This window comes from Plastoroseomonas hellenica (assembly GCF_018129085.1).
In the GTDB taxonomy this organism is placed as follows: Bacteria; Pseudomonadota; Alphaproteobacteria; order Acetobacterales; family Acetobacteraceae; genus Plastoroseomonas; species Plastoroseomonas hellenica.
Window position 1 is genome coordinate 255,290 of record NZ_JAAGBB010000001.1, and the last position, 12,130, is coordinate 267,419.

General features: G+C 72.2%; 16 protein-coding genes. 9 read left to right on the plus strand and 7 right to left on the minus strand.

Going from position 1 to position 12,130, the window contains the following annotated elements:
• Positions 1 to 4: 4 nt before the first annotated feature.
• From GXW71_RS00980 to GXW71_RS01005, 6 genes are all read right to left on the minus strand, one after another.
• Positions 5 to 397 (minus strand): hypothetical protein, encoded by a 393-nt coding sequence (locus GXW71_RS00980; RefSeq protein ID WP_211850465.1) that lies wholly within the window; start codon positions 395 to 397, stop codon positions 5 to 7.
• A 185-nt stretch (positions 398 to 582) separates the two neighbouring features.
• The gene (locus GXW71_RS00985) at positions 583 to 807 is read right to left on the minus strand and encodes a hypothetical protein (RefSeq protein WP_211850473.1); all 225 of its coding nucleotides are present in this window, start codon (positions 805 to 807) and stop codon (positions 583 to 585) included.
• 26 nt (positions 808 to 833) lie between these two features.
• A complete protein-coding gene (locus GXW71_RS00990; RefSeq protein ID WP_211850475.1) occupies positions 834 to 2,387 on the minus strand; it encodes a hypothetical protein in 1,554 nt (517 codons plus the stop codon).
• Between the two features lie 63 nt (positions 2,388 to 2,450).
• A complete protein-coding gene (locus tag GXW71_RS00995) occupies positions 2,451 to 2,648 on the minus strand; it encodes a hypothetical protein (RefSeq protein WP_211850477.1) in 198 nt (65 codons plus the stop codon).
• 49 nt (positions 2,649 to 2,697) lie between these two features.
• Positions 2,698 to 3,132: a tetratricopeptide repeat protein gene (locus tag GXW71_RS01000; RefSeq protein ID WP_211850479.1), complete on the minus strand. Its 435-nt coding sequence runs from the start codon at positions 3,130 to 3,132 to the stop codon at positions 2,698 to 2,700.
• Positions 3,129 to 3,890: a hypothetical protein gene (locus tag GXW71_RS01005; protein ID WP_211850481.1), complete on the minus strand. Its 762-nt coding sequence runs from the start codon at positions 3,888 to 3,890 to the stop codon at positions 3,129 to 3,131. The genes GXW71_RS01000 and GXW71_RS01005 overlap by 4 nt, the downstream gene beginning before the upstream one ends.
• 196 nt (positions 3,891 to 4,086) lie before the next feature.
• On the opposite strand from GXW71_RS01005, the gene GXW71_RS01010 reads away from it, so the two are divergent.
• The 8 genes from GXW71_RS01010 (at position 4,087) to GXW71_RS01045 (ending at position 10,334) form a co-directional block, all read left to right on the plus strand.
• The gene (locus tag GXW71_RS01010; protein WP_211850483.1) at positions 4,087 to 4,302 is read left to right on the plus strand and encodes a hypothetical protein; all 216 of its coding nucleotides are present in this window, start codon (positions 4,087 to 4,089) and stop codon (positions 4,300 to 4,302) included.
• Positions 4,303 to 4,305: 3 nt separating this feature from the next.
• On the plus strand, positions 4,306 to 4,485 hold the full coding sequence (locus tag GXW71_RS01015) for a hypothetical protein (RefSeq protein ID WP_211850498.1): 180 nt from the start codon (positions 4,306 to 4,308) through the stop codon (positions 4,483 to 4,485).
• Positions 4,486 to 4,579: 94 nt separating this feature from the next.
• Positions 4,580 to 5,461 carry a SctD/MshK family protein gene (locus GXW71_RS01020; protein WP_211850500.1) on the plus strand — a complete coding sequence of 294 codons (882 nt, stop codon included), beginning with the start codon at positions 4,580 to 4,582 and terminating at the stop codon, positions 5,459 to 5,461.
• A 16-nt stretch (positions 5,462 to 5,477) separates the two neighbouring features.
• Positions 5,478 to 5,933, plus strand: coding sequence for a hypothetical protein (locus GXW71_RS01025; protein WP_211850502.1), 456 nt, complete (start codon positions 5,478 to 5,480; stop codon positions 5,931 to 5,933).
• A 6-nt stretch (positions 5,934 to 5,939) separates the two neighbouring features.
• Positions 5,940 to 6,260 (plus strand): hypothetical protein, encoded by a 321-nt coding sequence (locus GXW71_RS01030; RefSeq protein WP_211850504.1) that lies wholly within the window; start codon positions 5,940 to 5,942, stop codon positions 6,258 to 6,260.
• Positions 6,260 to 8,338: a type III secretion system export apparatus subunit SctV gene (sctV, locus tag GXW71_RS01035; RefSeq protein ID WP_211850506.1), complete on the plus strand. Its 2,079-nt coding sequence runs from the start codon at positions 6,260 to 6,262 to the stop codon at positions 8,336 to 8,338. The genes GXW71_RS01030 and sctV overlap by 1 nt, the downstream gene beginning before the upstream one ends.
• On the plus strand, positions 8,338 to 9,630 hold the full coding sequence (locus GXW71_RS01040; RefSeq protein ID WP_211850508.1) for a type II and III secretion system protein family protein: 1,293 nt from the start codon (positions 8,338 to 8,340) through the stop codon (positions 9,628 to 9,630). The genes sctV and GXW71_RS01040 overlap by 1 nt, the downstream gene beginning before the upstream one ends.
• On the plus strand, positions 9,630 to 10,334 hold the full coding sequence (locus GXW71_RS01045; protein WP_211850510.1) for a hypothetical protein: 705 nt from the start codon (positions 9,630 to 9,632) through the stop codon (positions 10,332 to 10,334). Before GXW71_RS01040 ends, GXW71_RS01045 begins: the two co-directional genes overlap by 1 nt.
• Here the strand turns inward: GXW71_RS01045 and GXW71_RS01050 are convergent.
• Positions 10,273 to 11,088, minus strand: coding sequence for a tetratricopeptide repeat protein (locus GXW71_RS01050; protein WP_211850512.1), 816 nt, complete (start codon positions 11,086 to 11,088; stop codon positions 10,273 to 10,275). The two genes, GXW71_RS01045 and GXW71_RS01050, sit on opposite strands and share 62 nt — an antisense overlap.
• Before the next feature lie 253 nt (positions 11,089 to 11,341).
• Between GXW71_RS01050 and GXW71_RS01055 the strand changes: the two genes are divergently transcribed.
• Positions 11,342 to 12,130 carry an HNH endonuclease gene (locus GXW71_RS01055; RefSeq protein ID WP_211850519.1) on the plus strand — a complete coding sequence of 263 codons (789 nt, stop codon included), beginning with the start codon at positions 11,342 to 11,344 and terminating at the stop codon, positions 12,128 to 12,130.

The window sequence follows — 12,130 nt, forward strand, 5'->3', positions numbered from 1 at the left end:
GGCGTCACTGTCCGCGCAGCAGCGTGTTGAGCGAGCCGGTGAACTGCGTCGCCGCCTTGGCGACCAGATGCGTCTCCATGGCGAAGTCGAAGGTGCGCACCACCGCCTGGTACATATGCGACATGTCGCCGCTCGGCACCGCCGGCGCGGCGACGGCGGGCTGTGCCGGCTGCGCCTGCATCGCCTGCTGCATGTCGTCGCGCAGCGCATTGGCGCGCGCCGAGAAGCCGCGCAGCACCTCGCCCACACGGGCGCTTAGCGCCGCGGGATCGGAGGCGCGGGCGGCCGCCAGGCTCTGGTCGAAGACATTGCCCGCCGACGGCGTCGGCATCGCGGGCTGCGCCGGCTGCAGCGCGGCGGTGTCAATGGGGGGCAGGGAAGCGGGTGGGATCTGCATCACGCGTATCTCCGTTCAGGGGCGTCGCCAGCCGGCTGCCCCGCTCTCCCTCGCCGACCGATGCGCGCGGCGCGGACCCCGGGGGAGAGGGAGAGAGGAGAGAGACCCCGGAGCCTGCCGCAGTCGCACCGGCCCCACGCGGGAGGCGGCACGGCCTGGCGGACGGCCGGGAGCGATCCCGGCCGTCAGCGGCAGCCCGGCCCGCCGCCGCCCGCCCCGCCGCCCGCGAACCCCGCCCGATGGCGCGGCAGCCGCGCCATCGGAGTGGGGAAGGCGAGGAAGCGCGGACGCGCGGCGACGGCCGGCGGGTCCAGGGTGGCGAGCACGGCACCCACCAGCCCGCTGGACGCGGCCAGGTCGAGCCACGCCGTGGCCGGGCCCTCCCAGAGCTGGTCCAGATCGGGGGTCATGTGCCGTGCCTCGCCCTGTCGACGGTTCAGGCCGCCTGCGCGGTGCTGCCGCCGGCCAGCGACTGGGTCAGGCTGGCCACCAGGTCGAGCAGACGCGACTGCTGCTCCGGATCCTCGACGGTCTCCATGATCATGCCCGGCATCTTGCCGAGCAGGCTCAGCAGCTCCTGATCCGGCCCTTCGGACCCACCGGTGCTGCCGCCCGCCGGCTCAGCGCCGCCGGAGGCCGGGTTCATCGTCACCGACCCCAGCGTGAAGTCGGAGTTGTCGGAGGAATTGCCGGCGCCGTCGTCGATCGGCTGCACCTCGACGCGGGCGAATTGCTTGTCGGTGCCGACCGAAACCGAGCCATCCGGCGTGCCCTGGACGATCTTCTCGTCCACGACACGGCCGTCCTCGTCATAGAAGGTGACCTTGGCCTGCTCGACATGCCCGCCATCCGGGCCATTGCGATACAGGTTGTTGAGCGTCACCTCGCCACCGCCATTGGCCGACTGTCCCGGCGGGACGGTGAAGGTGAGGCTCTGGCCGCGGTCGATCTCGCCGCTGACGACATCGGTGCCATCAGCGCCATTCTCGACCGAGTAGCCGTTCTTGCCTTCCTCGACGGTGCCGCCCTCGGCGGAGAGCCATTCGCGGAGGTCGTCGCCGGAGAAGGTCTTCGGTGCGCCGGAACCATCGGCCGGCGCCGCCGGCGGCTCGCAATCCGGCGCTGATGGCGCCGGGGTGGCGGCGCCGTCGCCGGCGTGATCGACATGCACCGCCTTCACGGTGAAGTCGGAACCCTTGCCGCCCGACTCGAATTCCAGCGTCGCGAAGGGCTTGTCGATGCGGACCGAGAGCTCGCCCGGCTGATTCGGGCCTTGGCCCTGCACGTCATAGACGCCGACGACATTGCCGTCCGCATCCTTGGCGATGATGCGCCCGGTCTCCTGCCGGCCCTTGTCGGGGCCGCCATTGTAGATGTCGCCGAGCAGCACGGTGGCGCCCTGCGCTTCACCGGCACCGGCCGGCGGCGTGAAGGTGAGGCGCTCGCCCGGATCGATCTCGGCGCCGGCCTTGCCGCCGGCGACGCCATAGCCACCGTCTTCCTCGCCGATGCTGCCCTTGCCGCCCGAGGCCTTCAGCAGGTTCTTCAGCGACTCGCCTTCATAGGAGGTCACCTGGGTATCGCCGTCGCCATGCGCGGCGTCGCTGCCGCCGCAAGAGCCGCCACTCGACGGCGCCTCGCCGCCGCCTGGGCCTTCGGCGCCGGTCTCGCCGCCCAGCAGCTCGATCGCCGCCTTGATCAGGTCGGCCTTCTGCTTCGGGTCTTCCGCGTGCTGCGCCATCTCCAGCAGGCTGGTCGCGAGCTCCACCGGGCTCTCATTGCCGCCCGCCTCGCCGCAGCCGCAGGCACCGCCATTGATGTTGACGTCCCCATTGATGGTCACGTCGCCGCCATCCCGTCCGCGGAACGCGGAGGCGGGCAGATCGAAGCTGCTGGCATTCGGCTTGGTCAGGCCCTCGAACAGGGCACCGCCGATGGCGGCCCCGACCGGGCCGCCGAACAGGCCGCCCGCGATGGTACCAAGATTCATCGTCTCTCTCCTTGCGCTCTCTCTCGAAGAACCCTGCTCTCTCAGGGTGTGGGGAAGGCCGCCTTACTCGTCCTCGGCCCCCAACTCGCTCAGCATGTCCTGCAGGATCGGCTGCGCGATGGTCTGCATGACGAAGCCGCCGACCTGCGTCATGCCCTGCAGCATCTGGTCGCCCAGCACGCCCTCGAACAGCGAACCGGCGATGCCGCCGCCGCCGCCACCGCCGCCAAGGACGGCTCCCGCGATCGAACCGAGATCCATGGTGTCTCTCTCCTCTCCGTTGCTCTCTCGAAGACCCCTGCTCTCTCGTTCAGGGGCGGACCGGCTGTCCGGCGCGCTGCCGGATCGCCGTGCCTATGGTCATGGCCAGCCGCCGCGATGCGCCGTCGGGGCCTGCCAGGATGATGTCGAGCTGCCGTGCCGCTTCCGCGTATCGGCCGCCTGCGGCGAGCGCCATCAGCAGCAGCCCCTGCACGGGAACGCGGCCATGGCGCTTACCGAGCGCCTCTCGCTCGAGGATGCGCACCGCGTCGTCGGCGCGGCCGGCATGCAACGCCATCAGCGCGCGGCCGACGGCGGCGATCGGGTGATCGGGCGTCTCGTGGTCGAGCGCGTCGAGGATCGGCAGCGCCTGCTCGCCGTGGCCCTGCTGCACGGCGGCGAGCGCGATCTCGGCCAGCATCCGCGCATCGCTCCTCGAGAGCAGCACGGTGCGGTCGCGGTTCGGCGGAAGGATGTGGTTCATGTGCCTCGCTCCGTGCGGCCGCGGAAGATGCGAATGGAGCCGGCCGGCGCCACGGTCGCGGCCGGTGTCTCGCGCCGTGCCAGGGCAGCGAGGGTCTGCTCGATGAGTGCGACATAGCGCGGCGGGCCTGCCAGGATGGCGAGGCCGAGGCCACCGGATGCGATGCGGATCGGCCAGCGCTCATCGACGATGCCGAGGCTGCCGAGCGCCGCGCCGAGCGCGCGGGGGCTGACGCGGCCGAGCTCGACGAGTCGCGACACGGCTTCCGAGGAGGCGGAGATGTGCAGCGTCGCGCCGTCACTGAACCAGTCGAAACCGTGCATCGCCGCGAGCTGCTCAAGCAGCCCGCGCGCCGGCAGCGCGGGCAGGCGGCCGCGCACCCGGCCGCGCACCGCGTCGCTGATCGCGACCGAAAGCCCGACCCGGCGCCCGAACTCGGTCAGCACCTCGCGCAGGTCCTGGTCGACGACGGCATAGTCGAAGCGCCGCCCTTCCCATGGCACGGCGGGGCGCGGGACCGGCGCCGAGATGGTGAACTCGAGCTCGGTGCCGGCGCTGGCGGTGCTCTCGGGCAGCGCTGGCGGCAGTGCCTCCTCCGTCGCGGCGGGTTCCGGCGGAGCGGGCTCCTCGGCCCGAGTCGGAACAGGCAGCAAAATCACAAAGATAAATACTGAAAGTAATCGCGTTAACGTGATCGGAATATTCTGGCTCGCCTCACGGTTGCCGCGGGGGTCGGCAGGTTGCGTGAGCGTATTCATGCTTGCCACCGTAGAAAAGAAGTCCAGACCCGCCAAGCACACGCATATTAAATAGAAATGTCACTTTCATGATGGCGAATGAGTGAGCTTGATATTGCCCAGTCGCGGTTGACCGCCGGTCCATTCTGCCGCGAATAAATTGGCACCCGCGGTGACGAGGCGTCGCGGCGTTGGTCGGTGGAGACGGGTCTTGTCCATGCACGGTCGGGGTCAGAACAGCGCGCAGGCGACGCAGGGCAATCCCGCCCGACACGTGCCGCGTCTGGCGGCGGGCGAAGCCCGCTGCCGCGTGCTGTTCGAAGCCGCGACCGACGCGGAGGACCAGGTGCGGCTCGGCCGGCTGTTAGGCGCGTGGCGCGCCGCCCTCGATCTTTCGCCCATCCTGGCCGAACCACCAAAACGGAGCATTTGACCCATGTCTGGCATCAGCGCAGCCCCGTCCGCCCCTGCCATCGGTGGCGGCGACGCCTCCGGCGCCATCGGCGACATGCAGGCCGCCTTCGATCAGGCCATCGCCAAGGCCGCCGAGATCACCGCGATCACCACGGTGAAGAAGGCGGAACTCGACGCCGCCAAGCAGCGTCCGCAGAACTGAACCGGGACGGGGCCGGCTTCACGCCGGCCCCTCTCGCCCCGCCCGCCGGCCCCTTCCACAGGGCCTTCCGGCGGGCGCGGCGAGGATCCGATCCATGCGCGAACACGCCCCCCCTGACACCGCGTCCGGCGACAAGGCGCCCTGGCGCATCGAGATTCTGTCCGGCCCGCACGCTGGTGCGGTTCTGCCATTGCCGGCCGGCGCATTCCGGCTGGGTGGCGCGCCGGAGGACGACCTGGTGTTCGCCGATCCCGGCGCGCGACCTGGCCATGCGCTGCTGACCCTTGGCCACGACGGCGAGGCGCGGCTGGCCGCGGGAGCGGAGATCATGGCCGCCGGGCGCCGCATCGCCGCGGGCGCCGAACGGCGCCTCGCCGCGGGCGCAGAGATTGTGCTCGGCGCCACGCGGCTGCGTGTGGCGGGGCCGCCGCGCGCGGTGCGGTCGCGAACTTGGCTCCGGCCCGTGACCGCGATGGCGGGCGGTGCGATCGCGGCGTTGATCGCTGGCTTCGCCTGGTTGCAGCCCGGCCCGTCGGCTGCCGTCGCCGGACCGCCCGCGGCGGCTGCGCCACGCGCGGCGGTGCCCGACCCAATGGCTGCCGCCGCCGCGCTGCAGGCGAAGCTCGACGAAGCGGGCCTGCCGCTCACGGCGCGCGCCGAAGGCGGCGCGGTACTGGTCGCGGGCGCACTGCCGACCGGCGAGGATCGCCGCTGGGCCGCGCTGCGCGCCTGGTATGACGGGGCGCATGGCGCCGGCCCCGCGCTGCTCGTGCGCCTCGGCGCCGCGGTCCCGGCGGAATTGCCCCGCCTCGCGGTCCGCGCGGTTTCCCTGGCGCCGATCCCCTTCGTCATCGCCGCCGATGGCGAGCGTTACGGCGAAGGCGCGGTGCTGCCCGGCGGCTGGGTGCTCGACGGCATCACCGCTGAACATCTGGTCTTCCGGCGCGGGGACCGCACCGTGACGACGGGCCTCTGACGCGATGCCGCCAGTCATGCGGACGCCGGGCAGCGGCGAGGCGGTGGCGCCGGCCCAGCCGGCCGGCGTCGCCGGCGAGCCAGCCGAGGGCGCCATCCCCGCGGCCGCCGCGCGCATCGCCGCGCTGCGGTCCCGCCAACCGCCGGCGGATGCCGCCGGTGATGCCGGCGGGATCGGCACCGATGCGATCGCCGAGCTTGCCTTCCTCACCGGCGGCGAGGGTGCGGGACGGACGCCGCGCAATTCCTCCGGCCTTGCCGCCGCGCTGCTCGACCACGTGGCACCCACCGCCGCCTCGCTCGGGCGGCTCACTCCGGGCCGCATCGTCACCCTGCTGGAACTCGCCGCCGGCACGCTGGAGGCGGCATCGGAAGACGACGTCCTGGCCGCCCTCGGGGCCGAGGCGCTGCGCCACGAGCTCGATCGCCATCGCGATCTGGCCGAGCGGCGCGGCACCATGGTCGAGAGCTGAGCCGCCGTGCGGACCGAAATCGCCGAGCTGCTGCACTGCCTGGGCTATGTCTATCTGCGCCAGGGGCAGCTTCGCCGCGCCGCCGTGCTGCTGATGCTGGCTGCGCGCGATCACGCCTCCGCGCCGCTGCTGCGCACCCTGGCGCTGGCGCTGATCGGCTGCGGCCTCGGAGAGCAGGCGACGCAGGTGCTGGACCGCGCCGAGGCGCTGGACCCGGCCGGTGCCGCGCTGCCGCTCAACCGAGTCCTGCGCGCCCGCGCCCTGCTGGCGCTGGGCCGGCGCGAGGAGGCGCGGGCCGCCTTCCGCGCCGTCCGGGACGCGGCGTGATGCTCGGCCGCACCCTCGCCAGGCTGCCCTTCCGATCCGACCTCGCCGTCGCCGCTTTGCTGCTCGCCACCGTGGCGATGATGGTGGTGCCGCTGCCGACCATCGCGGTGGATGCGCTGCTGACGATCTCGATCAGCGGCGCCGTGCTGCTGCTGATGGTCGCCTTCTATTTGCGGACGCCGGTCGAATTCTCGACCCTGCCCGCGGTCATCCTGGTGATGACGGTCTTCCGCCTGGCGCTGTCGATCGCGACCACGCGGCTCGTGCTGCTGCAGGCCGATGCCGGCGACATCGTCCGGACCTTCGGTGAATTCGTGGTCGGCGGCAATGTCGTGGTCGGGCTGGTGATCTTCCTGATCATCACCGTGGTGCAGTTCGTCGTCATCACCAAGGGCGCCGAGCGCGTCGCCGAGGTGGCGGCCCGCTTCACCCTGGATGCGCTGCCCGGCAAGCAGATGGCGATCGACGCCGATCTCCGCTCCGGCGACATCGACCAGCAGGAGGCGCGCCGCCGCCGCCGCGGGCTCGAGCGGGAAAGCCAGCTCTATGGCGCCATGGACGGTGCCATGAAGTTCGTGAAGGGCGACGCCATAGCCGGCCTGGTCATCATCGTCGTCAACCTGATCGGGGGCCTGGCGGTCGGGGTCATGCAGCACGGCATGTCGATCGGCGCGGCGGGCAGGACCTACGCCGTGCTGACGGTGGGCGACGGCCTGGTCGCGCAGATCCCGGCACTTTTCGTCGCGATCACCGCCGGCATCGTCGTCACCCGCGTCGCCACCGCCGAGGCCGATGGCACGGATAGCCTGGGGGCCGAGATCGTCGGCCAGGTGATGGGTGACGCCCGCGCGTTGTGGCTCGCCGCCGCCGCGGCCGCGCTGCTCGGCCTGGTGCCGGGCTTCCCGGTGGTGCTGTTCCTCGCGCTGGCCGCAGGCTTCGCCCTGCTGGCGCGCCGCGCCGGGCGCGCGCCGGCGATCGCACTCGCCAAGGCGGAGCAGGAGGCGCTCGCGATCGTGACGCCGGAGGTGTCGCGCATCCGCCTGCTGCTCTCGCCGGGCCTCGCCGCGGCGCTGCCGCGGGAGCGCCTGCGCGACGCGCTGGCGGCAGCGGTGAACGAAGCCGCGGACGCGCTCGGCGTATCAGTTCCGACGGTACTGCCAATAGCGTCCAACGCGCTCGAGGGGGAGCGCTTCCGCCTTGAGATCGATGGCGTGCCGGTAGCGGAGGGCGTGTTGCCACCGGATGCGGTGCTGCTGCGGGACGACCCTGAACATGCGGAGCTCGCGGGCGTGGCGCTGATCCGGGCGGAGCCGCTGCCAGGCCAGCAGGGGTTCTGGGCGTCGCGCGCCGACGCTTCGCGCCTCGCGGCATCCGGTGTCGGCCACGCCGTGCCCGAGCAGGCGCTGGCCATGTGTGTCGCCGCCGTGCTGCGCGCCCAGGCGGCGCAGTTCGTCGGCATCCAGGAGACCCGCGCCCTGCTGGCGCGGCTGGAAAGCGAATATGGCGACCTGATCCGCGAGACGCTGCGCGTGGTGCCGCTGCAGCGCATCGCCGAGGTGCTGCGCCGCCTGCTGGAGGAAGGCATCGCCGTGCGCAACCTGCGCGGCCTGCTCGAGAGCCTGCTGGAACATGGCGAGCGCGAGCAGGATGTCGCCGCCCTGTCGGAAGCGGTGCGGGCCGGGCTGCGGCGCCAGATCTGCCATCGCCATGCCGACCACAACCGCATCATCGCCGCCTTCATGATGGACGCGGACGCCGAGGAGACGATCCGCTCGGCGGTGCGCACCACACCGGCGGGCACCTTCCTCGCCCTGCCGGAGGGTGTCACCGCGGCGCTCGCCGAACGCCTGCGCATGGAGCTCGCCGCCTCGCGCGGGCCGGCGCCGGTGATGCTGTGCTCGCTCGATATCCGGCGGCACGTGAGAACCCTGCTGGCCAACAACGGAGCGGACGTCGCCGTGATCTCCTACCAGGACCTGTCGCCGGATTTCACCGTGCAGCCGCTCGGCACGATCCACCTCCCCGGTGGCATGGCGGCCCGCGCCCGCGGCCCGCAGCCCGAACGGGCGGTCGCCTGATGCGCGGCCTGCTGCACGCGATCGCCATGGTGGCGATGCTGCTCTCAGCCGAAGCGGCCCTGGCCCAGGGCAGCACGGGCGCCGCGGTCAGCGGTGGGTCCACCAATGTCGGTGTCGGCGAAGGCACCATCCTGCGCATGCCGCGCGACATCACCCAAGTCTTCATCGCCGACCAGGCGGTGGCCGATGTGCAGATCGTCTCGCCCCGCGTGGTCTATGTCTATGGCCGCCGCATCGGGCAGACCTCTCTGCATGCCGTCGACGGCAGCTCGGGCGTCGTCGCGCAATTCCAGGTGCGGGTGGAGCGCAGCGCCGCCGCCGCCCGCAACGCGCTTCCCACCCGACGCTCGGGTGTCGACATGGAATTCGTCGGCGACCGGCTGATGACGCAAGGTCGGGTCGGCAGCGTCGGCGAGGCGATGGAGGTGGAGGCGACGGCCCGTGCCTATTCGCCGGAAGGCCAGGTGCCACTCGACCGCACCAGGCTCGGTGGCAGCCAGCACGTGGCGCTGCGCGTGCGCTTCGCGGAGGTGTCGCGCAACGACCTCGAACGCCTCGGCGTGAACTGGCAGGCGCTGCTTAACCCCGGCAACTTCGCCTTCCGCGTGGTGACCGGCGGCTTCATGCAGGGCTTCAACCCGGCCGAGGCCTTCGGCAGCATCGGCGGCGGCTTCAACGACGGCAGCAACAGCGTCGATCTGCTAGTCGATGCGCTGCGGCGCGAGGGCGTGCTGAGCCTGTTGGCCGAGCCGACGCTCACCGCCTTCAGCGGCGAGCGGGCGCGTTTCCTGGCGGGCGGCGAGGTGCCGATCCCGGTGCCGGTGCGCGAAGGCATTGTCGGCATCGAATACAAGCGCTTCGGCGTGATGCTGGATTTCACCCCGACCATCCTGCCCGAAGGCCGAATCGGCCTCAGGGTGCGGCCGGAGGTGTCGGAGATGGTCGATACCGGCAGCCTCACCATCCAGGGCTATCGCGTGCCGTCCTTCACGACGCGCTTCGCCGAGACGACGGTGGAGCTCGGCTCCGGCCAGACATTGGCGATCGCCGGCCTGTTCCAGCGCCGCATGTCGGACAATACGGACCGCCTGCCCGGCATCGGCAGCCTCCCGATCCTTGGCGCCCTGTTCCGCTCCACCCGGTTCCAGCGTTCGGAGACCGAACTCGTGATCCTGATCACCCCGATCCTGTCCCAGGCCGTGCGCGACCCCACGGCGATCCCGACCCCGATCGCGCCGGCGCGTGCGGCACTCCGCCGGGAGCAGGGGCTGGTCGGCTTCGTGGTGGACTGATGCGCACCCTCCTCCTGCTGCCGCTCATCGCGGCCTGCACCTATTATCCGGAGAACGACCGCGCCCGCGGCTTCTCCGATCGCACCATCGAGTACCGGGAGACCATCACCTTCGTGCGCGACAGCGCGACGCTGGTGACGGAGCCGCAGCTGCGCGGTCAAGTCGCCTTCATCGTACCGCCCGGCCCGCTCGCCGAGAGCCGCGCCGTCAGCCTGCGCGCCGCGACCGGCCGCCCGCAGGCGCCCTGGCGAGCCGACGCGGAAGGTGCGCTCGGGCGCGACGAGGCTATGGTGGTGCTGCGGCGCCGGATGCGCATCGCGGATGCCTGCCTCGGCACCGCGGAACCCGGCCGCCACGCCTCCGTCCCCTACACGTTCCGCGCCGCCGGGGGGCGTGAGCGGGACGACCTGCTGCCGGCCGGCTGCGCGCTCGACACGGCGATGCTGCAGCAGGCGGAGAATCCCGACGACCTGATCCAGGGGCGCGCCCATGCGCCGACCGCCGCCGGCCCGATCGCGCGCGCCGCCGAACGCTGGCTGGCGCGGAGCGATGCCCAGCCGCGCCCCGGCCAACCGCGCACGCCGCAAGCCCGCACCGGCGAGAACGAGCGGGAGCCCGCCCAGCCGAACGAGGAGGGTGGGCCTAACCCGGCGGCACCCGCGCCGGCACCGAACCCGACTGCGCCGGCAGGGTTGTTCCGCTGACCAGCCCGACGGCGGCGGCACGCCGCGCCGGGTCGCTCTCGGCCCGCGCGGCGGCGACGCGCTGCAGGATCTCCTCCCGCTCCTGCGGCGGCAGGCGCTGCGCCTCGGCGGGGCCTGCCGGATCGCCGGCGAGCAGCAGCACCAGGGCGAGCAGCCGCCGGTGGCGCGCCTCATTGGCGGGCGAGCTCGGCACGCGCCGCACTTCCGCGATGGCCGCCGGATCATTCGCCAGCGCGAGCGAGAGCGCGAGATTGCCGCGCAGATCCGCATCCTGCGGCGCCACCGCCAGGCCGCGCCGATAGGCAGCCGCTGCTTCCGCGGGCCGGCCGAGCCGGTCGAGCGCAACCCCATGGACGCGCAGCAGCCGTAGATCCTGGGAACCGGCAGCGAGCGGTGCGAGGAGGGCTTCCGCGCCAGCCGCGTCACCGCGCCGGAGCAGCACCGCCGCGAGGCCGGTGCGGCCATCGATGCTGTCGGGCGTCAGCGCAAGCCCGGCACGGTAGGAGGCTTCGGCCTCGGAGAGCGCGCCGACCGCAGCCTGCGTCGCGGCCAGGCGGAAGCGCGCCTCGGCGCTGCGCGGATTCTGCTCGGCGGCGCCGGCATAGAAAGCGGCGGCGCTGGCCTCGTCGCCGCCCGAGCGCATGCGGTCACCGAGACGCAGCATCGCCGCCGCGTCGGTGGAGCCGCCCTGCTGCTGGCCGGCACAGCCGACGAGGAGGAGGAAGGGGATGAGGGTGATGCGTATCGCCAGCATGCGCGTGTGTTAGCCGCAAACCGCGCGCAGCGGAACGCGTCGCGGTGGATGATCGGCCGGGCAACGCGCGCGACGGCGCATCATCGAGTGAACGTGACCGGGCGGCCGATCGGCCGGACACCAGCATAGTCCTTGCTTTGCTCGCTGCCGATGCAGCGTGCTGCGTGCCGTCATCATACTGCAATGCCGATGGCATTTATCGCCGCCATCCGACGACGCGACACTGCGCCCGCGATCGAGGAGGGCCTGCGCAATGGGATGGTCGATCTCCGATATCGGGCACACGGTGCTCGATGCCGCCGGCATGGTGCCGGTCGTCGGTGAGGTGGCGGATGGCGCCAATGCCCTCTGGTATGCGGCGGAAGGCGATGCGGCGAATGCGGCACTCTCCGCCGCCAGCATGATCCCGGTCGCCGGCAATCTCGCGACCGGCGCCAAATGGGCCAAACGCGGCGTTGAGGCCGCCGATGCCATCGCCGACACTGGGCGCACGGCGAATCGCGCCACCGATGCCGCGCGCCATGCGGATGAGGCCGTGGACGGCGCCCGGGCGGCCGGGCGCGGCGCCGAGGCGGAGACCCTGACGCTCCGTGGCACCAGCTATCGACTGCCGGGGTGGGAGATGCAGCCGCTCTCCTATACGAAGCGCGCGCCGGAGGAGACCGCGGCGCTGCGCCAGGCCTTCGACGGCGGCATCCGCAAGGACTTCCTGCAGGATCTCGGGACCCGCAATGCCGACGACCTGCGGGCCGCCGGGATGACCGATGCGCAGATCACGCGGGTCGCGGGCGGCCGGGTGCCGCAGGGCTACCAGGTGCATCACCTCAAGCCGCTGGACGATGGCGGCACCAATGCCTTCGACAATCTTGTGCTGATCAGGAACGATCCCGACCATATGCTGGTCACCAACCATCAGAACGCGGTGACGCGGGGGATGGAGCCCGGCGATACCCGCCAGGTGGAGTGGCCGATGCCGTCGCAGCCGACTACTGTATGGCCTGACAGGCCGGGTGGCGGTGCCGTGCCCCTGGATGGTCAATAG

Coding starts and splice junctions, on each gene's coding strand:
- GXW71_RS00980 (WP_211850465.1), bottom strand. CDS start 397: ATGCAGATCCCACCCGCTTCCCTGCCCCCCATTGACACCGCCGCGCTG.
- GXW71_RS00985 (WP_211850473.1), bottom strand. CDS start 807: ATGACCCCCGATCTGGACCAGCTCTGGGAGGGCCCGGCCACGGCGTGG.
- GXW71_RS00990 (WP_211850475.1), bottom strand. CDS start 2,387: ATGAATCTTGGTACCATCGCGGGCGGCCTGTTCGGCGGCCCGGTCGGG.
- GXW71_RS00995 (WP_211850477.1), bottom strand. CDS start 2,648: ATGGATCTCGGTTCGATCGCGGGAGCCGTCCTTGGCGGCGGTGGCGGC.
- GXW71_RS01000 (WP_211850479.1), bottom strand. CDS start 3,132: ATGAACCACATCCTTCCGCCGAACCGCGACCGCACCGTGCTGCTCTCG.
- GXW71_RS01005 (WP_211850481.1), bottom strand. CDS start 3,890: ATGAATACGCTCACGCAACCTGCCGACCCCCGCGGCAACCGTGAGGCG.
- GXW71_RS01010 (WP_211850483.1), top strand. CDS start 4,087: ATGCACGGTCGGGGTCAGAACAGCGCGCAGGCGACGCAGGGCAATCCC.
- GXW71_RS01015 (WP_211850498.1), top strand. CDS start 4,306: ATGTCTGGCATCAGCGCAGCCCCGTCCGCCCCTGCCATCGGTGGCGGC.
- GXW71_RS01020 (WP_211850500.1), top strand. CDS start 4,580: ATGCGCGAACACGCCCCCCCTGACACCGCGTCCGGCGACAAGGCGCCC.
- GXW71_RS01025 (WP_211850502.1), top strand. CDS start 5,478: ATGCGGACGCCGGGCAGCGGCGAGGCGGTGGCGCCGGCCCAGCCGGCC.
- sctV (WP_211850506.1), top strand. CDS start 6,260: ATGCTCGGCCGCACCCTCGCCAGGCTGCCCTTCCGATCCGACCTCGCC.
- GXW71_RS01040 (WP_211850508.1), top strand. CDS start 8,338: ATGCGCGGCCTGCTGCACGCGATCGCCATGGTGGCGATGCTGCTCTCA.
- GXW71_RS01045 (WP_211850510.1), top strand. CDS start 9,630: ATGCGCACCCTCCTCCTGCTGCCGCTCATCGCGGCCTGCACCTATTAT.
- GXW71_RS01050 (WP_211850512.1), bottom strand. CDS start 11,088: ATGCTGGCGATACGCATCACCCTCATCCCCTTCCTCCTCCTCGTCGGC.
- GXW71_RS01055 (WP_211850519.1), top strand. CDS start 11,342: ATGGGATGGTCGATCTCCGATATCGGGCACACGGTGCTCGATGCCGCC.